The 18,985-nt window shown below is 78.8% G+C and carries 15 protein-coding genes; 6 read left to right on the forward strand and 9 right to left on the reverse strand.

From position 1 onward, the window contains the following. Positions 1-172: 172 nt before the first annotated feature. Together WDV85_RS12545 and WDV85_RS12550 are read left to right on the forward strand one after the other, a co-directional pair. Positions 173-1,564: an ATP-binding protein gene (locus WDV85_RS12545; protein WP_339570940.1), complete on the forward strand. Its 1,392-nt coding sequence runs from the start codon at positions 173-175 to the stop codon at positions 1,562-1,564. 108 nt (positions 1,565-1,672) lie between these two features. Beyond that, entirely contained in the window at positions 1,673-2,755 is a 1,083-nt protein-coding gene (locus WDV85_RS12550; protein ID WP_339570941.1) for a sensor domain-containing diguanylate cyclase, read from the forward strand. A 39-nt stretch (positions 2,756-2,794) separates the two neighbouring features. Here WDV85_RS12550 and WDV85_RS12555 read toward each other — a convergent pair whose 3' ends face one another. Further along, the gene (locus tag WDV85_RS12555; RefSeq protein WP_339570942.1) at positions 2,795-3,712 is read right to left on the reverse strand and encodes an NADP-dependent oxidoreductase; all 918 of its coding nucleotides are present in this window, start codon (positions 3,710-3,712) and stop codon (positions 2,795-2,797) included. A gap of 134 nt (positions 3,713-3,846) precedes the next feature. Between WDV85_RS12555 and WDV85_RS12560 the strand changes: the two genes are divergently transcribed. Both WDV85_RS12560 and WDV85_RS12565 read left to right on the forward strand, forming a co-directional pair. Continuing rightward, on the forward strand, positions 3,847-4,365 hold the full coding sequence (locus WDV85_RS12560; protein WP_339570943.1) for a GNAT family N-acetyltransferase: 519 nt from the start codon (positions 3,847-3,849) through the stop codon (positions 4,363-4,365). Further along, a complete protein-coding gene (locus tag WDV85_RS12565; RefSeq protein ID WP_339570944.1) occupies positions 4,362-5,183 on the forward strand; it encodes a hypothetical protein in 822 nt (273 codons plus the stop codon). The genes WDV85_RS12560 and WDV85_RS12565 overlap by 4 nt, the downstream gene beginning before the upstream one ends. A 42-nt stretch (positions 5,184-5,225) precedes the next feature. Here the strand turns inward: WDV85_RS12565 and WDV85_RS12570 are convergent, their stop codons facing one another. Continuing rightward, positions 5,226-6,410, reverse strand: coding sequence for a serine hydrolase (locus WDV85_RS12570; protein ID WP_339570945.1), 1,185 nt, complete (start codon positions 6,408-6,410; stop codon positions 5,226-5,228). 45 nt (positions 6,411-6,455) lie between these two features. After that, positions 6,456-7,595 (reverse strand): App1 family protein, encoded by a 1,140-nt coding sequence (locus tag WDV85_RS12575; protein ID WP_339570946.1) that lies wholly within the window; start codon positions 7,593-7,595, stop codon positions 6,456-6,458. A 166-nt stretch (positions 7,596-7,761) separates the two neighbouring features. Between WDV85_RS12575 and WDV85_RS12580 the strand changes: the two genes are divergently transcribed. Continuing rightward, on the forward strand, positions 7,762-10,164 hold the full coding sequence (locus WDV85_RS12580) for a putative bifunctional diguanylate cyclase/phosphodiesterase (RefSeq protein WP_339570947.1): 2,403 nt from the start codon (positions 7,762-7,764) through the stop codon (positions 10,162-10,164). Here the strand turns inward: WDV85_RS12580 and WDV85_RS12585 are convergent. The 3 genes from WDV85_RS12585 to WDV85_RS12595 form a co-directional block, all read right to left on the reverse strand. Next, positions 10,157-10,783 carry a CBS domain-containing protein gene (locus WDV85_RS12585; RefSeq protein WP_339570948.1) on the reverse strand — a complete coding sequence of 209 codons (627 nt, stop codon included), beginning with the start codon at positions 10,781-10,783 and terminating at the stop codon, positions 10,157-10,159. The two genes, WDV85_RS12580 and WDV85_RS12585, sit on opposite strands and share 8 nt — an antisense overlap. Position 10,784: 1 nt before the next feature. Further along, on the reverse strand, positions 10,785-11,786 hold the full coding sequence (locus WDV85_RS12590; RefSeq protein ID WP_339570949.1) for a universal stress protein: 1,002 nt from the start codon (positions 11,784-11,786) through the stop codon (positions 10,785-10,787). 62 nt (positions 11,787-11,848) lie between these two features. Further along, on the reverse strand, positions 11,849-14,269 hold the full coding sequence (locus WDV85_RS12595) for a phosphoketolase family protein (protein WP_445263314.1): 2,421 nt from the start codon (positions 14,267-14,269) through the stop codon (positions 11,849-11,851). A gap of 274 nt (positions 14,270-14,543) precedes the next feature. Between WDV85_RS12595 and WDV85_RS12600 the strand changes: the two genes are divergently transcribed. Then, positions 14,544-15,017, forward strand: coding sequence for a universal stress protein (locus tag WDV85_RS12600; RefSeq protein WP_339570951.1), 474 nt, complete (start codon positions 14,544-14,546; stop codon positions 15,015-15,017). 53 nt (positions 15,018-15,070) lie between these two features. Here WDV85_RS12600 and WDV85_RS12605 read toward each other — a convergent pair whose 3' ends face one another. From WDV85_RS12605 to WDV85_RS12615, 3 genes are all read right to left on the reverse strand, one after another. Further along, positions 15,071-15,715 carry a response regulator transcription factor gene (locus WDV85_RS12605; protein ID WP_339570952.1) on the reverse strand — a complete coding sequence of 215 codons (645 nt, stop codon included), beginning with the start codon at positions 15,713-15,715 and terminating at the stop codon, positions 15,071-15,073. A gap of 98 nt (positions 15,716-15,813) precedes the next feature. Next, a complete protein-coding gene (locus WDV85_RS12610; RefSeq protein WP_339570953.1) occupies positions 15,814-17,562 on the reverse strand; it encodes a GAF domain-containing sensor histidine kinase in 1,749 nt (582 codons plus the stop codon). A 140-nt stretch (positions 17,563-17,702) separates the two neighbouring features. Beyond that, positions 17,703-18,959, reverse strand: a complete 1,257-nt coding sequence (locus WDV85_RS12615) for an amidase family protein (RefSeq protein ID WP_339570954.1) — start codon at positions 18,957-18,959, stop codon at positions 17,703-17,705. Positions 18,960-18,985 lie beyond the last annotated feature (26 nt).

The following is an 18,985-nucleotide window of genomic DNA, read 5'->3' on the forward strand; positions in this document are numbered from 1 at the left end:
GTCGACGTGGCTGCGCGTCGCCTCCGGGACTGCGGGCGGAGGGCGACATGGCCGCACGTCGCCTCTGGGTGTGCGGCTGAGGGGCGACACGGCCACATGTCGCCCCGTGGAGGCGTGCGGTCGGGGTGACATGGCCGCACGTCGCCGTCACGGGGCTCGGCAGACTGGCCGCGTGCCGACCGACGACGCCCCCGCCGCCCCGCCTGCCGCTGCGACCGCGACCTCGGCCCCCGACGCCCCTGCCACGACGGCCGCCCTCGACGGCGAGCACCCGCTCGTGCGGCGCTCGCTCGAGGTCCTCGGGGAGCTGCTCACCGGCGCCGGCGGCAGCAGCAGCACGGCGGGCGGCTTCGTCGAGGCCCACCTCGGGCAGCCGCACACGTCGCTCGTGCTCGAGCGGGTGGCGCTCACCCACACGCGGTCGGTCTCCGTGGGCGCCGTCGTCGCGGACCTCCTGGCCGCCCACCCGAGCGCCGTCCTCGGCCCCGTCGAGGACGGCGAGGCCCCGACGTGGACGCGCATCGACCTCGACGGCGACCACGTCTCCGTGCCGACGTCGGCCGCCGTCGCCTTCCCGGCCGGCACGGCGGCGGACGTCGACGTCGTCGTGCAGCTCTCGCGCAGCGAGTTCGACCCCGACCCGGCGTCGCTGCGCGTGCTCGCGCGCCCCGCCGACCACGCGGCCGCCCGGGCGCTCGTCGACGACGTCCTCGCGACGGCGCGACGCGACAAGGGCTTCTTCCGCGGTCGGGTGCTCCACGCGGGGGCGCGGCTGCCGCTCGAGCTGCAGCCGACGTCGCTCGGCCCCGGCGGCCGCGAGGACCTCGTGCTGCCCGCCGCCGTCTGGGCCGAGGTCGACGCCGCCACGTCGGCGCTGACGACGCGCGCGGACGTGCTGCGCGAGATGGGCCTCGGCACGAACCGCGGCGTGCTCCTCGCGGGGCCGCCCGGGGTGGGCAAGAGCGCGCTGTCGCGCGTCGTCGCCCGCGAGATGGCGGGCGCGTTCACGGTCGTCGTCGTGGACGCCGCCGCGGCCAGCAGCGTCCTGCGCCAGGTGTACCGGGAGACGGCCGACCTCGGCCCGTGCGTCGTCGTCCTCGAGGACGTCGACCTCTACCTCGGGGACCGGCGCGCGGGCGCGCGCGGCACGGCCCTCGCCGACTTCCTCGCCGTCCTCGACGGCACGGAGGTCTACACGGACGTCCTCACCCTCGCGTCCACGAACGACCCCGCGGCCCTCGACGCCGCCGTGACCCGCTCGGCGCGCTTCGACAGCACCATCACCCTCGCCCCGCCGGACCGGGCGGCGAGCGCCCGCATCCTCGACCGCTACCTCGGGCGGCTCCCCGCTGCGGGTGCCGGCGACGACGGCGAGCAGCGGCCCCGCGTCGACACCACGGCCGTCGCCGCGGCGCTGCCCGCGGGCGCCACCGGAGCGGACCTGCGCGAGGTCGTGCGCCGCGCCGTCCTCGACCACGGGCGGGACCTCACCACCGAGCGCCTCCTGCGGGTCGTCGCCGACGGCCGCTGGAGGGCCGAGCCGCTCACGGGCACCTACCTCTGAGGGCGGCCGACCGCCGATGACGCGGGCGGAGCGGCGGCTCAAGCCCGGCGACCCCCGTGCCGATGCTCCGGCGAGCCGCAGGACGCGGCGCTGCTGGAAGGGGTGGCCGTGGACGGTGCCGGGCGCGTCCCCGCCCTGCTCACTTTCGAGCAGGCGTGCCGGGTCGTCCTCGACCACCTCGCCACCGCGCTGCCCCTCGGCCTGTGGGCGGTGACGCGGCGCGACGACGACGACCAGGTCTTCCTCGGCGTCCGCGACGTCGCCTACGGCCTGCCGGAGGGCGCCGTCGTGCCCTGGGCCGCGTCGCTGTGCCGGCGGATGGCCTCCTGCGAGTCCCCGCAGGTCGTCGTGGACGTCGAGGCCGACGCGCCGATGGCCGGCGCCGCGGCGCGCGACGCCTTCCCCATCGGCGGGTACGTGGGCGCCCCGATCCGCTCGAGCGGCGGCGAGCTCTTCGGGACGCTCTGCGGCTACCACCCCGAGCCCCTGCCGGACGGCGCCGAGGAGCACCGCGGCCTCCTCGACGTCCTCGCCGGGCTGCTCTCGCAGATCCTCCACGCCGAGGCCCTCGCCGAGCGGGCCGACGCCCGCGAGGCCGAGCTGGTGCGCCTCGCCACGACGGACGACCTCACCGGTCTCGCGACCCGCGCCGTGCTCCTCGACCGGCTCGAGCACGCCCTCGCCCTGCACCGGCGCGACCCGCGCTCGCTCGCCGTCGTCGTGCTGGACCTCGACGACTTCAAGGACGTCAACGACACCCTGGGGCACGCGGCGGGCGACGAGCTCCTCGTCCACCTGGCGCAGGAGTGGGCCCCGCTCGTGCGGCCGGGGGACACCCTCGCCCGCCTGGGCGGGGACGAGTTCGCCCTCCTCATCGAGGGCTCGTCGAGCGCGGCGTCCGTCGTCCGTCGGCTCGAAGAGGTGCTCGCCGGCACCTACGCGCTCACCGGGACGGACCTGCGGGTGGGCGTGAGCACGGGCGTCGCCCACGTCGGTGCGGACGACCCGACGCCGACGGCCGACGAGCTCCTCGCCCGCGCCGACGCCGCCATGTACGCCGCCAAGCGCGCGGGCAAGGGGGTCGTGGTCAGCCACGACGCGACCGTCGCGGAGGCCGTCGCGCACCTGCCGCGGCCCACCGGCGTCGCCCGCGCCGCCGAGCCCGCGGTCGTCGCCGCGGCCGCTCCGTGAGGCGTCCGCCGGGCGCCGGGTCGAGCCCCGGGCCGGGTCTCAGCCCTCGCTGACCCGCAGGGCGACCTTGCCGCGCACGTGCCCCTCCTGCGAGAGGCGCACCGCGTCGGCGACGTCCTCGAGCGGGAAGCTCCGCTGCACCTCGACCCGCAGCTGGCCGCGCTCGACGAGGGCGGTCAGCCGCGCGAGGGCTGCGCCGTCCGGGCGCACCCAGACCCACCGGCCGCCGTGCTCCTCGACCGAGGGGTCCGTGATGGAGGCGTGGCGGCCCTCGGGGGCGAGGACGGCGAGCGTCTGCTCGAGCACGCCGCCGACGGCGTCCAGCACGACCGTCGCGCCCCCGGGCGCCAGCGCGCGCACGCGCTCGGGCAGGCCGTCGCCGTAGACGACCGGCTCGGCGCCGAGGTCGCGCAGGAAGTCGTGGTTGCGCTCGCTCGCCGTGCCGATGACGCGGGCGCCGCGGGCGTGGGCGACCTGCACCGCCAGGTGCCCCACGCCGCCCGAGGCGCCGTGGACGAGGACGACGTCGTCGGAGCCGACGTCGAGCAGCTCGACCATGCGCAGGGCGGTCAGACCCGCCAGGGGCAGGCTGGCGGCCTCGTCCCAGGACATCGCGGCGGGCTTGCGGGCGACGCTCACCGCCGGGACGGCGACCTGCTCGGCGTACGTGCCGCCGTGGACGAGGTCCTTGCGGGCGTAGGTGAGGACCTCGTCGCCGACCGCGAGCTCGGGGACGTCGGGGCCCGTGCGGACGACGACGCCCGCGGCGTCCCACCCCGGGACGACGGGGAAGACGACGTCCATGAGCCCGTCCAGGCCCCCGGCCATGAGCTTCCAGTCGACGGGGTTGACCGACGCCGACCGGACCTCGACGAGGACCGCGCCCGGGGCCAGCTTCGGCTCGGGCAGCTCGGAGGCGTGCAGGACGTCGAGGTCGCCGTAGGTGTCGTAGCTCATCGCGCGCATGTCCGGGGCAACGGCGCGGGGGCCCGGCGCCTTCCCGCCGGGCGGCGTCCCGCCCGACGACGAGGCGCCCCGGGACGGCCCGCCGGTGCGGGCCCGGCGCGCGCGGTGCGGCAGGCTCTCCCCCCGTGGTGGTGCGCGAGCGGACGGAGGCGGACGTCGGGGCGGCGGCGGAGGTGCTGGCCCGGGTGCACGCCGCGGACGGCTACCCGTCGCGGTGGCCGGCGGACCCGGAGGGGTGGCTGCGGCCCGACGGCGCCCGCGGCGCCTGGGTCGCCGTCGAGGGGGCGGCGCTGCTCGGGCACGCCCTCCTCGTCGACCGGGCGCCCGGCCGCGGGCTGCCGACCAACGCCCCCCTGGAGGTCGTGCGGCTCTTCGTCGACCCGGCCGCCCGTGGCCGCGGGCTCGCGGCGGCCCTGCTCGGGGCGGCCCTCGGGCGGGCGGAGGAGCTGGGCCTGGACGTCGACCTCCAGGTGGTGGCGGCCAGCCCGGCCGTCGGCGCCTACGAGCACCTGGGCTGGCGGGCCGTCCGCCGTCACCTCGCGTCGTGGACCGAGGCCGACGGCACGCGGCCCGAGGTCGTGCGGATGGCGCCCCCGGGCGCGGCCGTCCCCTCCGGGGGCGCGCGGGTCGGGGGCGCGGCGTGACGGTCGTCGCGCTCCTCGTCGCCGTCGTGGCGATGCTCGTCAACACGGCCGCGACGCTCCTCGAGGCGGCGGGAAGCCGCCGGGCCACCTCCGACCGCCCGCTGTGGCGCCAGCCCGCCTACCTCGTCGGCCTCGTCCTCGACGCCCTCGGGTGGGTGCTCGCCGTCGTCGCGCTGCGGTACCTGCCCGTCATCACCGTCCAGTCGGTCCTGACCTCCTCGGTCGCCCTGACGGCCCTCGCCGCCCACCGCTTCCGGGTGCGGCGGATGCCGCGCTCCCAGCTGGCCGGGGTCGCCGGCGTCGTCCTCGCGCTCGTCCTCGTGGCGGGAGCCACGACCGGGCAGCGGTCCGAGGGCACGCTCCCGTCCGCCGCCGCCCCCGTGCTCCTCGTCGTCGCCCTCGCCCTGGCCGCGACGGGCGTGCCGCTCGCCCGGGCGGGGCGGCCGCTCGTCCTCGCGGCCGCCGCGGGGACGGCGTACGGGGGCGCGGCGCTGGGCGTGCGGGCGCTGCACCTCTCGCCCGACGTCCGCGTCGACGCCGACCTGCTCGGCCGCCCGCTCGTGTGGGCCGTCGTCGTCTTCGGCGTCACCGGCGTCCTGCTCGTCGCGGCGGCCCTGCGCCACGGCCAGCCGGGCCCCGTCGTCGGCGTCGTGTCGGTCACCGAGGTGGTGCTGCCGGGCTCGGCGGGGCTCGTGCTGCTCGGCGACGCGGTGCGGCCGGGGTGGACGCCGGTCCTCGTCGTCGGCGTCCTCGCGGTGGCGGCGTCGGTGGCGCTCCTGTCGCGCTCCGGCTCCCGCGTCCCCTCCCGCGCGGTCTGACGGCCCCGGGAGCACCGCCGGGCCGGGCGGGGCCCGCCCGGGTCAGCCCCGGCGCGCGCGCCGACGCCGCCGGCGCAGGAGCACCCGCGCCCGCAGGGCCACCACGGCCAGCGCGAGCGCCGCGAGGACGCCCAGCAGCGCGGTGCCGACCGCGGGCAGCGCCGACCCGCTCTCCTCCAGGGGCTCCTCGAGCGCGGTGCGGACGGCGTCCCCCACCGCGGCGTCGCGCGGCGCCGCGGTGGCGGTCGGCGCGGGCGCCGGAGCCGGTGGCGCGGCGGCCACCTGCGCCGCGACCTCCTCGGCGACCTCGGCGAGGTAGGGGTCGGCGGCCGCCGTCGGCGAGCGGCCGTCCTCGGTCTCGCTGAGGACGACGAGCACGGTCTCGCGCCCCTCCTCGAGCAGGTAGGCGCCGTCGTGGCTCACCCGGGAGGTGTCGCCCGTCTTGCTCGCCAGCGGCACGCCCTCGAGCACGGGCGCGAACTTCGTGTCGAGCTGCTGGTCGCGCATCCAGCCGAGCAGCAGGTCGCGCGAGGCGGCGCTGAGCACCTCGCCCTCGTGCACCGCGCGCAGCAGCTCGACCGTGCTCGCGGTGTCGAGGTCGTTGCTCTCGCCGGCCGGCCCGTCCGAGAAGAAGAGCCGGCCCATGTGCGTCGGCTCGAGGTCGAGGTCGTCCACGAGGCGGTCCACGGCGTCCAGGCCCACGGTCTCGGCGAGCACGTTGCTCGCCGTGTTGTCGCTGACGGTGACAGCCAGTTCGGCGAGCTCGGCCACCGTCGCGGGGTAGGGGGAGGAGTAGCCGGCGATGACGCCGGACCCCGGGACGTCGTCGCTGTTCGTCACCTCGACGACCTGGTCGAGCTGCAGGGACCCCTCGTCGACGGCCCGCAGCGCCGCCACGACGAGGGCCACCTTGATGAGGCTGGCGGAGGAGTACGGCTCGCGGGACCCCACGACGACGGGGCCCTCGGTGAGGGTCGCGCCGCCGAGCGACTGCACGCCGACCGACAGCCGCACGTCGTCCTCGGCGGCCTCGTCGACGAGCGCCTGCAGCGGCGCGACGTCGAGGCGGCCGGCGCCGACCGGCGGCGACGGCGAGGGGGTGGCGCCCCCCTCGACCGCGGTCGTGGCCGTCGACGAGGTGCTCGCCGTCGCCGGTGCGACCCCGGGCAGCTCGACGGCGGCGACCGCCACGAGGGCGGTCAGCAGGGCGGTCAGCGGGGGGCGCACCCGTCGACTATCTCCCGGGACCGCGTCGAGCGGGCCGGTCGGGGCTCAGCCGGTCGACGAGGGTCGCGGGCTCCTGAGGTGCGGCTCCAGGGCCTCGAGCAGGGCCCGCCCGTCCGGCGCGGACACGACCGGGACGTCGCCCTCGGCGTCGACGACGGGCCGGCTGCCCGGCGCGACCTGCCGGACCGCCACCGCCTCCACCGCGTCCGGGTGCCGTCGGGCGAGGTCCCGGTAGACGGCCGGGTCGTGCTCGCCGTCGTCCCCGACGAGGACCCAGCGGACGTGCGGCAGCTCGCGCACGAGCCGGTCCAGGGTGTCGCGCTTGTGCTGGCGGCCGTCGCGGAACCACCGCTCGGGCGTGACGCCCCAGTCCGTCATGAGCACGGGCCCGGCGGGGAAGCGGTGGCGCCGCAGGAAGCGGACGACCGGCCCGTTGAGGTTCCAGGCCCCGTTCGACAGGTAGACGACGGGGGCGTGCGGCTCGTCGCGGACGAGCGCGCGCAGCAGGCCGGCGACGCCGGGCACGGGGTGGCGCTGGGCGCTGGAGCGGGCGACCGTGCGCCAGAAGGCGACGAGCGGGCGGGACAGCCCGGTGATCCAGACGGTGTCGTCGACGTCGCAGACGACGCCGCGGACGGGTCGGGCGGGGGCCGTGTGGACGACGCCGCGGACGTCGGGGCGCCCGGGGACGCCGGGGACGCGGAGCCGGACGTCCGTCGGGCCCGGCGGGAGCGCGGCGTCGACCACCACGTCGAGGAGGCCGGAGCCGTCGCTCACCGCCGTCACGGCCGTGCCGGGCAGGTGCACCTCCACCGCCTGGTCGGGCAGCTCGAGGGTGAGGAAGCGCCGCCACCCCGGCAGGCCGCGCCGGCGGGAGGGCTCGACGCCCGGCGGTGCGAGGAGCACCCGGCCGAGGACCCGGGCGCCCCCGGGGCCGGCGTAGCCCGGGTAGGAGAGCAGGGCGGGCGTCCAGCCGAGGCGCCGGGCGCCCGCGGCGAGGGCGTCGCGCCCGGCCGTCAGCGCGGCGTAGGCCAGGCGGACGCCGCGCGGCGCGTCCGCGGGGGCGTGCCCGGGGCCGCGGCCCGGCTCGTCGGCCGAGTCGCGGGCCGTCCCGTCCGCCCGCGACGGGCCGGGGCCGGGCCGGTCAGGTCGGTCGTCGGAGGGGTGCTGGGGGAGGCGGGCCACCGCGCCACCCTGCCGCAGCGCGCCGTCGGGCGCGGGTCGGGGCCGGCGGCGGACGACTTCCCGCGTTCACCGGACGGTCTCCCCGTCGGGGGAGCACCCTCAGGGCGGGCCGCCCGACGCCGATGGAGGGGGGAGCCGCGGACGCGGGAGAGCACGAGGGGGGCGCGTGGTCGGGACGAGAGGGCTGCTCGGCTACGGCGCGGCGGCGGTGGCGCTCTGCGCGACCTACGCGCTCCTGCCGTCCGGGGCCGCCCGCAGCGTCGTCTTCGTGCTGGCCTCGGTCGTCGGCGCCCTCGGCGTCCTCGCGAGCGCGGGCCGCCGCGGCCGCCCCGGCCGCGCCGGGTGGGCGCTCGTCGCCGCCGCCGTCCTCTCCTGGGGGCTGGGCGACCTCGTCTACCAGCTCTACGCCGAGCTGCTCGACCGTGACCCGTACCCCTCGCCCGCCGACGCGCTGTACCTCCTCGCCTACCCGCTCTTCGCCGCCGGCCTCGTGGTCCACCTGCGCCGCCGGGCGCGGGGCGCGGAGCCCGCGGCGCTGCTCGACGTCGCCGTCGTCGTCGTGGGCCTGGCCCTGCCGTGCTGGGTGGGCGTCGTGGAGCCGGTGCTGCGCGCCGAGCACGCCAGCTCGCTGGCCCAGGCCGTCAGCCTCGCCTACCCCCTCGGCGACGTCCTGCTGCTCGGCCTGCTCGTCCCCCTCCTCGGGCTGCCGGGCGGACGGGCGACGTCGACGCGCCTGCTCGGCGCCTCCCTCGGGCTCATGCTCGTGGCCGACGTCCTGTACTCCTCCCTGTCGGCGTCCACCGACGTCGTCGAGGGGGCGGTGAACGTCGTCTACATGGCCTCCTACCTCACGGCCGGCGCCGCGGCCCTGCACCCGAGCGCCGCGGTCGACCCGGCGCCCGCGGCGGCGCGCGCGGCGGGGGTGCCCGGCCGCCGGCGGGCGGCCGCGCTCGCGGCGGCGCTGCTCGTGGCCCCGGGCGTGCTCGCGCTCCAGCTCGTGAGCGGCGCGCCGCTCTCGGGCTGGGCGGTGGTGGTGGCCGCGGCGGCGATGGCGCTCCTCGTGGTCACGCGGCTCGACCGCGCCACCGCCGAGGTGTCCTCCGCCGCCCGGGAGCGCGAGTCCCTCGTCGCCCGCGTCGCGCACCAGGCCTCCCACGACGCCCTCACGGGCCTGCCGAGCCGGACGCGGTCGCTCGCGGCGCTCGAGGTGGCCCTGCACTCCCAGCACCACCAGCACGCGCACCCGCGGGCCGACGACCGCCTCGTCGGCCTGCTGCGCGTCGACCTCGACCGTTTCACCCAGGTCAACGACCGGTACGGGCCCGGCGTCGGCGACGAGGTGCTGCGCGGCGCCGCCGACCGCCTGCGGGCCCTCGTGCGCGCGGACGACCACGTCGGGCGGCTCGGCGCCGACGAGTTCCTCGTCGTCCTCGGGCGGCGCACGGCGCTCGAGCTGCGCGAGGTCGCCGACCTCGTCGTCGTCGCCCTCTCCGCGCCGCTGCCCGCGGGCGACCGGGACGTCGCCGTCGGCGTCAGCGTCGGTGCGGCGCTGGCGTGCGGGCGCGGGACGACGGCCGACTCCCTGCTGGCCGACGGCGGCGTCGCCCTGGCCCGGGCCAAGGAGGGCGGGCGCGGTCGCGCCGTCGTGGTGGACGCCGACCTGCGCCGCGACCTCGAGGAGCAGGCGGCCGTCGAGGCCGCCCTCGTGCACGGCCTCGCGGCCGGCGAGCTCGTCCTCCGCTACCAGCCCGTGCACGAGCTGGCCGGGGGCGCCGTCACCGGCTACGAGGCGCTCGTGCGCTGGGAGCGGCCCGGTGTCGGCCTCGTGCCCCCGGACCTCTTCATCCCCGTCGCGGAGCGCTCCGACCTCGTGTGCGACCTCGACCGCTGGGTGCTGGAGGAGGCCACGCGGCAGATGGCGGCCTGGACGGCGGCCGACCCCGGCGCCTTCGCGGGCCGCCACGTCGCCGTCAACCTCTCCGGCCGCCACCTCGCGCGCCGCGTCGTCGTCGAGCACGTGGCCGGCGCGCTGGAGCGCTCGGGCCTCGACCCGAGCCAGCTCGTCGTCGAGATCACCGAGACGGTCCTCGTCGACGCCTCCACCGCCGGCGAGCACCTGGCGGCTCTCCGGGCGCTCGGGGTGCGCGCCAGCATCGACGACTTCGGCACCGGCTACACGTCCGTGGCGCAGCTGCGCCAGCTGCCCGCCGACGCGCTCAAGGTGGACCGCTCCTTCGTCTCCGGCACCGCCGCCGACACCGGGCTGCTCGCCCTCGTCGTCCAGGCCGGCCAGGCGGCGGGCCTGCGCGTCGTCGCCGAGGGCGTCGAGCACGTCGGCCAGCTCGCCCAGCTGCGGGCGCTCGGCTGCGACGAGGCGCAGGGCTACCTCCTGGCCCGCCCCCTCGAGCCGGAGCAGGTGCCCGGGCACGGGCCCGCGGCCGTGCCCCTCGTCCCGCTGCAGCCGCAGCCGGTGCAGGAGCCGGCGGGCACCGCCGCAGCCGGCGCCGCCGGCGTCCTCCCGGCACCGGGCCGCGGCGGGGCCGGCACCCGCCGGCGCGGGCTCACCTGACGACGGCGTCCTGCGGCGCCGGGTCGTCGACGACCACGCGCAGGACGCCGGGCACCGTCCGGGCGAGCGTGGCCGCCAGCCGGTGCGAGGCCTCCGTGCGCTCCCGGCCCCGGAGCCGGACGACGCCGTCGACGACCTCCACCGCCCACGACGCCGGCGCCCCGTAGTCGGCCAGGACCGTCCGGACGTCCCGCGCCACGTCGTCGTCGGGACGCGTGGCGGCGAGGAGCAGGTCGCGGCGCCCGACGACGCCCACGACGCGGGAGCCGCTGAGGACGGGGAGCGTCCGGTGGCCCAGGTCGACGAGCAGCTCGGCGGCGCGCGCCACGTCCGACCCGGCGCGCACGGCGACCACCTCGGTGGTCATGAGGTCGGCCACCGTCCGCGCGGGCGGCTCCTCGTCGGCGAGCGGGCCCCGGCGCAGCGACGAGCGCGGGTCCGGCCCGACGCGGTGCCGCAGCAGGTCGGCGTCCGACAGCACGCCGACGAGACGCCCCTCCTCGTCCACGACGGGGGCGGCGGACAGGTGGCGGCCGAGGAGGACCTCGGCCGCCCAGCGCACCTCGTCGTCCGGGGCGAGCACCACCGGTGGGCTGCTCATGACCTCGCGGACCAGCACGTCACGCCTCCCCGCCGTCGGAGCCGGCGTCGGAGCCGGGCTCGGGCGGGACGGGCTCGGCGGGGACGACCTCGACGGGGCAGCGGCAGTCGTGGACGGCGCTCTGGCTCACCGACCCCAGCACCGCCGAGAGGACGCGCCCGTGGCCGTGGGTGCCGACGACCACGCGCCCCGCGCCGCGGGAGGCGTCGCGCAGCGCCCAGACCGGGTCCGCGCGCACGACACGGGCCTCCACGTCGAGGTCCCCCTGCCGGGCGCGGACGCGCACCAGCGCCTCCGCGCTGACCTGCTCGGCGTGCTCGCGCAGGTGCGGCAGGTACTGCTCCGAGATCGCGCCGTAGGCGCCCGTGCCCCCGGCGGCGGGCACCGACCACGCGGTGAGCACCTGCAGGGGCGCCCCCGTGCGCGCCGCCACGTCGGCCGCGACGGCGAGGGCTCGCGCCGAGCTCGGCGAGCCGTCCGCGCCGACGACGACGGGGTGGTCGGCGTCGGGGGTGCGCGCCGTGCCGGAGCGGACCACGAGGACCGGGCACGCGGCGTGGGCGCTGGTGCCGAAGGCCGTGGACCCGAGGAGCGCCGCGCGCAGCGTCCCCCGGCCGCGGTTGCCGACGACGACGACCGACGCCTCCTCCGAGGCGTCGACCAGTGCGCGCACCGGGTCGACCAGGCGCCACAGGGCGAGCACCGGGGTCGGCGTCATGTCGCGCGCCACGGCGGCGCCCTCCTCGGCGACGCGGCGGGCCTGCCCCGCGACCTGCAGGTCGAGGTCGTGCATCGAGAGGTCGGCGAGGAGCCGCTCGTTGCTGTCGTAGAAGTCCTCGGCGTGCAGGACGGTCAGCGGCGCCCCCAGGGAGCGCGCCTCGACGGCCGCCCAGGTCAGCGCCTCGACGGCGGCGGGCGAGCCGTCGTAGCCGACGACGACGGAGCCGCGCGGCGACGTCCGGTGCTCCCCGGCGGGTGCCGTCGACGTCCGACGGTGCGAGCGGGGTGCGGTGGTGGTCATGTCGCTCCTCCTCGGCGGTGCGGGTGGGGTGCCCGGGACGTGCGGGGGGCCGTCCCGGGCGGTCAGCGGACGCCGGACGAGCCGGCGGGGCCCGGCCCGGAGGCGGGCGGTCGGTGGGCCGGCGCCCGCAGGAGGCGCCAGTCGCGGACCTCGGGGAGGTCCTCGAGGTGCTCACGGATGTGGGCGTGGTGCCGCTCGAGCTGCTCACGGCACCACTGCACGAGGTCGGCGGCGCCGTGGGGCAGGTGGCGGCTGACGCGCACGGCGTCCATGGCCAGGTGGTAGCGGGACACCCGGCCCCGCACGGTCATGTCGAACGGCGTCGTCGTCGTGCCGCGCTCGACGAAGCCCCGCACGTGGAAGCGCTCGGCGCGCGGGCGCCCGTGGAGGAGCTGGTGGACGGTGCCGGGATGGCCGTGGAAGGCCATGACCACGTCCGTGGTGGCGGTGAAGAGCTCGAGGAAGCGGACCTCGTCCATGCCGTGGGAGTGCTCGAGCGGGGGGCGCAGGGACTGCAGGTCGACGACGTTGACCACGCGCACCCGCAGGGCGGGCAGGCGGTCGCGCAGCAGCTGGGCGGCCGCGACCGCCTCCATCGTCATGACGTCGCCCGCGCACGCGAGCACGACGTCGGGGGCTCGCAGGTCGTCGCCGTCCTCGGAGCCGGCCCAGGCCCAGGTGCTGGCGCCGTGCGCGCAGTGCTCCGCCGCCTGCGAGGCGGTCAGCCACTGCAGCTGCGGCTGCTCGTCGATGGCGACGACGTTGACGAGGCCGCGCGAGCGCAGGCAGTGGTCGGCGACGGCGAGGAGGGTGTTGCCGTCGGGCGGCAGGTACACCCGGGCGACCTGCGGGTCCTGCGCGAGGACGACGTCGATGAGACCGGGGCCCTGGTGGGAGAACCCGTTGTGGTCGCCCCGCCACGCCGTCGACGTGAGCAGCACGTTGAGGCTCGGCACCGGCTCCCGCCACGGCAGCGCTCGCGCCTCGGCGAGCCACGTGGCGTGCTGGACGGTCTGCGAGGCGCTCACCATGCCGAAGGCCTCGTACGTGGCGAAGAGGCCGTGCCGGCCGGTCAGCGTGTACCCCTCGAGCCAGCCGTGGCAGGTGTGCTCGGACAGGACCTCCATGACCCGGCCGCTCGCCGAGGTGTGCTCGTCGTCAGGCTCGACCCGCTCCGCGAAGGCGCGGTCGGAGACGCCGAAGACGGCGTCGAGCCGGTTGCTCGCCGTCTCGTCGGGGCTGAAGAGCCGGAAGGTCGTCGGGTTGCCCGCGTAGGTCAGCCGCAGCAGCTCGCCGAGCAGGCGCGTCGACTCGGCGCGCTGCAGCCCGGGCGAGGCGACGGGCAGCGCGAGACGACGCCAGTCGGGCAGCTGCAGCGGGCGGCTGCGTCGGCCGTGCGCGCGGGGCGAGGCGGACAGCACGAGGTCCTCCGGCGGCTGGTTCGCCAGCACGAGCGGCGTCGGCCGGCCGGCGTCGTCGAAGAGGTCCTCGGGGCGGTACGAGCGCATCCAGGCCTCGAGGGCGCGGCGGTGCTCGGCGTCGGTCCGCGCCCGCGGCAGGGGCACCTGGTGGGCGCGGTGCGTGCCGGCCACCCGGCGCCCGTCGACGACGTCCGGGCCCGTCCAGCCCTTCGGGGTGCGCAGGACGAGCACCGGCCAGCGGGGTCGCGCGCCGTCCCAGCGGCCGGAGCGGGCGTCCTGCTGGATGGCCCGGATGCGCTGGTGCGCGCTGGCGAGCGCGGCGGCGAAGCGGTGGTGCACGCCCGGGAGGTCGTCACCGGCGACCTCGACGACCTCGTAGCCGTGCCCCGCCAGCAGGTCGCGCAGCTCGGCGTCGCGCTTGCGCGCCAGCACGGTCGGCCCGGACAGCTTCGCCCCGTTGAGGTGGAGCACGGGCAGGACCGCGCCGTCCCGCCGCGGGTCCAGGAAGGAGACCCCCTTCCAGGACCCCTCGAGCGGGGCGGTCTCCGCCTCCCCGTCCCCGACGACCGCCACGGCCAGGAGCCGGGGGTCGTCCATGACGGCGCCGAAGGCGTGCAGCAGGACGTACCCGAGCTCGCCGCCCTCGTGGATGGAGCCGGGCGTGCTCGCCGAGACGTGGGAGGGCACGCCCCCGGGCGCCGAGAAGTCCCGGAAGAGGCGGCGCATGCCCGCCTCGTCCCGCGTCGCCGCGGGGTGGGCGCCCGTCCAGGTGCCCTCGAGCCAGCTGGCCGCGGCCAGCGCCGGCCCGCCGTGGCCGGGGCCGGTGAGGAACAGCGTCTCCTGCCCGGTCCAGCGCACGAGCCGGCTCACGTGGGCGTGGACGAAGGTGAGCCCCGGGCAGGTCCCCCAGTGGCCCAGCAGGCGCGGCTTCACGTCCTCGGCGACGAGGGGCCGGCGCAGGAGCGGGTTCATCTGCAGGTGCACCTGGCCCACGGCCAGGTACGTCGCGGCGCGCCACCAGGCGTCGACGCGCGCCAGCTCCTCCGCGTCGAGGTGCGGCAGGGAGCCGCCGGGGCGGCGCTCGCCCTCTCCCGCCGCCGGCGGGGTCGCCGCCGCCTCCGGGGCGGTCCGCTCGGGTGCTGTCGTGTCCACGGCCCGAGCCTCCGCGCGGTGCTCGCCCTCCCCCAGGGGCGAAGGGCCCGGCGGGCGGGACCACCGGCAGGGCCCTTCGCCCCCTGTGCCGCCGCCGCGCCGCTGGTGGACTGCTCGCGGCCGTCGACCGCTGCCACCCGCCGACCACCGGCGCCGGCCGGCGACGGCTCCCGGAGGAGGACCCGTGCCCGGATGGCAGCAGCAGGTGGTGCGCCACGTCGTCGTCGACGGCGGGGTGCTCGTCGGTGACGACGGCTCCGAGGGCGCCGGCGCGGCGCTCCGGTACGCCGCCGAGGAGGCGGTCCGCCGTCGGGGGCTGCTCCACGTCCTCCGGGCGTGGAGCCTGGCCACGGGCGAGGACCCGCCCGACGCCGAGCGCGGCTACGTCCCGCCGCTGGAGGACGTCGAGGCCGCGACGCGCGAGGTCGTGCGCCGCCGCGCCACCGCGCTGGTGGAGGTCTCGCGGCTGCCGGTGGACGACCTCCGCGTGCACGTGGCGCACGCGGCGCCGGCCCGCGCCCTCGTCGAGGCCTCGTCCGGGGCCGACGTCCTCGTCGTCGGCACGCGGGGGCGCGGCGGGTTCGCGCGGCTCCTGCTCGGCTCGACGGCCGACCAGTGCGTCCGCCACGCGGCCTGCCCCGTCGTGGTGGTCCGCTGAGGGCGGTCCTCCGGTGACCCGCCGACGGTCCGCCGGGGGTCCCGCAGGGCGCCTCAGCGGGCGCCGGCGAGCAGCAGCGCGGCCTGCGTCCGGCTCGAGACCCCGAGCCGCACGAGCAGGTGGCTCACGTAGTTCTTCACCGTCTTCTCCGCCAGCCCCATGGAGGTCGCGATCTGCCGGTTCGTCCGCCCCTCGGCGAGCAGCTGGAGGACCCGGCGCTGCTGCCGAGTGAGGTCGGCGAGCCGCTCGTCCGCCGCGAGGGGGTCCTCGAGGCGCCGGCGGACCTCGGCGACCCGCTCGACGTCGACGAGGTCACCGCCGCGGTGGACGTGGCGGACGGCTCCGAGGAGGTCGGCCGTGCCGATCTCCTTGAGCAGGTAGCCGGCGGCGCCCGCCAGGACCGAGGCCAGGAGGGCGCGGTCGTCGTCGTAGGACGTGAGCACGAGGCACCGCGTGCCGGGGGACGTCGAGCGGACCGTGCGGCAGACCTCCACGCCCGAGCCGTCGGGGAGGCGGGCGTCGACGAGGGCCACGTCGGGACGCGACACGGTGATCTCCCGCACCGCGTCGGCCACGGTGCCGGCCTCGGCGACGACGTGGAGGTCACCGGCCGAGTCCAGCAGGGCGCGCAGCCCGGCCCGGACCACCGCGTGGTCGTCCACGACCACCACGCGGGTCACCGTCGCTGCTCCGTCCACGGCGGCCTCCTCGTCGTCGACCCGTCCACGGGCACCGCTCGCAGGATGCCCCGTCCCGGCGGGGACGGGCAGGGACCAAGGTCCCGCGGGGCGGGCGTTCACCGGCCGACTCCGCCGTCGGTGGAGCGAGCGCTGCCGCGCACGCCCGCGGGCAGGGGCACCGACCACGACACCCGCGTCCCCCGCTCGCCGTCCACCGGCGACGCGACGGCGCACCGCCCGCCCAGCTCCTGGGCGCGCTGCTCGAGGTTGCGCAGCCCGCTGCGGCGCTGGGCGGTGGCCGTGCCGACGCCGTCGTCCGCGACGATGACCTCGAGCCGGCCCGAGGGCGCGGCCAGGTGCACCGAGGCGCGCGAGGCGCCCGCGTGGCGGGCGACGTTGCTCAGCAGCTCGCGCAGCGCCGCCCTGGCTCCGGCGGCCAGCGCCGGGGGCAGCTCGTCCGCCGGGAACGGCTCGTCGACGGCCAGGGAGGGCCGGAAGCCGAGGACGCCGGCGTACTCGCGGACGAGCTCCCGCGCCGCCGCGAGGAGGTCGTCCGGCGGCGTCTCGTGCTCGAGGGCGAAGATCGCCGCCCGCAGCGCGCGGATCGTCTCGTCGCCCTCGGCCACGACGTCCCGCAGCTCGGCGACGACCGCGGGGTCGGACGAGCGCCCGGCCAGCGCCGTCAGCCGCAGGCCCGCGGCGAACACCTGCTGGATGACGTGGTCGTGGAGGTCGCGGGCGATGCGCTCCCGCTCGTCGAGGAGGGCCAGCCGGCGCCGCGTCACCACGGCGCTCTGCATCTCGAGGGCGAGGCCGACGTGCCGCGCGAAGTCGGAGGCCATGGCGCGGTCCTCCTCGTCGAAGGCGGGCGCGCCGCGCCGGCGCAGGAGGACCAGCGCCCCGGGACGGGCGGCCGCGCCCACCCGGGGCAGGCGCACGACGAGCGCGGGCCCGTCGGGCATGCCCGGGACCTCGGCGACGAGCCCCTCGGCGACCAGTCCGGACGCCACGAGGTCGTCCACGAGGACGTCCTCGTCGACGTCGAGCACCCGGCCGACGAGGGTGCCCGCCCGCGGCCAGGCCGTGCCGAGCAGGTGGTCGCCGGCGCCGCCGTCGGCGGCCACGAGCTGCAGGCCCCCGGGGTCGTCGGGGTCGACGACGAGCACCGTGCCGAGGTCGGCGCCCGCCGCCCGCCGCGCGTGCCGGGCGACCTGCGCGAGGGACGCCGCCTCCTCCAGCAGCAGGTCCTGGACGACGTCGGCGGACGCGCGCAGCCACCGCTGGCGGCGCTCCGCGGCGTCGAGGGAGCGGGCGTCGGCGATGACGACGCCGGCGGCCGACGCCATGGCGACGAGCAGCTCCTTGTCCTCGGCCGTGAAGGGGACGGGCCGGCCGCCGTCCTGCTTGTCGGTGAGGTAGAGGTTGCCGAAGACCTCGCCGCGCACCCGGACGGGGGCGCCGAGGAAGGTGCGCATCGGGGGGTGGCCGGGCGGCAGGCCGATGGAGGACGGGTGCGCCGTGAGGTCCGGCAGGCGCAGCGGCCGGGGGTGGTCGACGAGATGCCCGAGGAGACCCTCACCGCGGGGGAGGTGCCCGATGCGCGCCGCCGTCCGCTCGTCGACGCCCACCGTCACGAACTGGACGAGGCGCTGGCCGGCCCCGACCACGCCGAGGGCCCCGTACCGCGCGCCGACGAGCTCGCACGCGACCTCGACGAGCCGCCGGAGCAGCTCGGGCAGGGGGACGTCGGCGCCCAGGTCGCGCAGCGAGACGAGCAGCCGGCGCAGGCGGTCGTCGGCGCTGGCCGGCGCGGGGCGCGGCCACGCCCGGCCGGCGTCCTGCGCCGTGCGGTCCGTCGTCGTCACGGACGTCCTCCCTCCACCGCCTCGACCCGTCGGCCTCGCGACCGACGCCACGGCCGTCCGCCGGGTCGTGGGGGCATCCTGGCGCGGCCGCGGCCCCGTGGGGAGGGGGCGACCGGTGGTCCTCCGCTCCCGGCGAGGCGTCAGACGGGCAGCTCGCGAGCGGGGACGAGCCGGTCGAGCAGCGCCAGGAGGACGACGTCCGCCCCCGGCGCGGCGAGGACCTGCAGCCCGACGGGCAGGTCCTCGGCGCGCCCCCACGGCAGTCCGAGGGCGGGCAGGCCGGCGACCGACGCCGGCGCGACCAGCCGGTCGTCGGCGGCGCCCGCGCCCCCGTCGGCGACACCGGCGGCCTCGCCGGGGACGGCGGTGGGCGCCGGCCCGGCGGTCGCCGGGGCGGGCCCGGCGGTGGCGGGCAGGCACAGGAGCCGCCCGCCGGCGAGCAGGGAGCCGAGCCGTGCCCGTGCGGCGTCGAGGTCCGCCCGGGCGCGCGCCAGCTCGTCGGGCCCGACCTCGCCGCCCGCGCGCAGGCGCCGCTCCACCTCGGGACCCAGCGCGCCCGGGTGGTCGAGGAGGAAGCGCCCGTGGCAGCGCCAGAGCTCGGCGTCCGCCACGACCCCGGCGGCCCGCGCCCAGCGCGCCAGGTCCTCGGCGTCGAGCGCGGAGGGAGGCACCTCCTCGACCGGCAGGCCCGTCGTGACGGCGAGCGCGAGGACCGCGGCGTCCACGGCGGTGGCGGTGGCCGGCTCGGCGAGGCCGGTCAGACGGCCGCTGCGGAGCAGCGTGGTCGGCTCGTCGCCGGACCCGTCCCGGGCCACGGCCGGTCCGCCGAGGAGGGCGCGCGCCGTCGCGTGCAGGAGGCGCCCGTCGCGGGCCAGGACGCCCACGGCGTCGGTCGAGGGGCTCACCGGCAGCACGCCCTCGACGGGCACGGCCCCGTGCGTGGGTCGGAAGACGTGCAGCCCGCACCGGGAGGCGGGCACCCGCAGCGCCGCGCCGGCGTCGGAGCCGAGGGCGACGTCCGCAGCCCCCGACGCGACGGCGGCCGCGGCCCCGCCGCCCGCCCCGCCGGTCGTGCGCCCCGGCGCCGCGGGGTCGGCGGGAGCGCCGTAGTGGGGGTTGCGCCCGTCGCGGGCGGCGCCGAGCTCGCCCGTCTGCGCGACGCCGACGACGTCGGCACCCGCGTCGAGGAGGCGCTGCAGCGCGGGGGCGCAGGTCCGCTCGAGCGGCGCCTGCGCCAGCCAGGCGGGGACGCCGGCGCCGACGCGGTGCCCGGCGACGGCGACGACGTCCTGCACCGCGACGCGCACCCACGCCAGCGGCCCCTCGAGGGCCCCGCCGAGCAGGGCGCCCGTCGTCGGCGGGGCCACGCTCCAGACGGCGTCGTCGAGGAGCGGCACCGGGGGGGGGGGGGGGGGGGGGGGGG

The organism is Pseudokineococcus sp. 5B2Z-1, from assembly GCF_037482305.1.
GTDB lineage: Bacteria > Actinomycetota > Actinomycetes > Actinomycetales > Quadrisphaeraceae > Pseudokineococcus.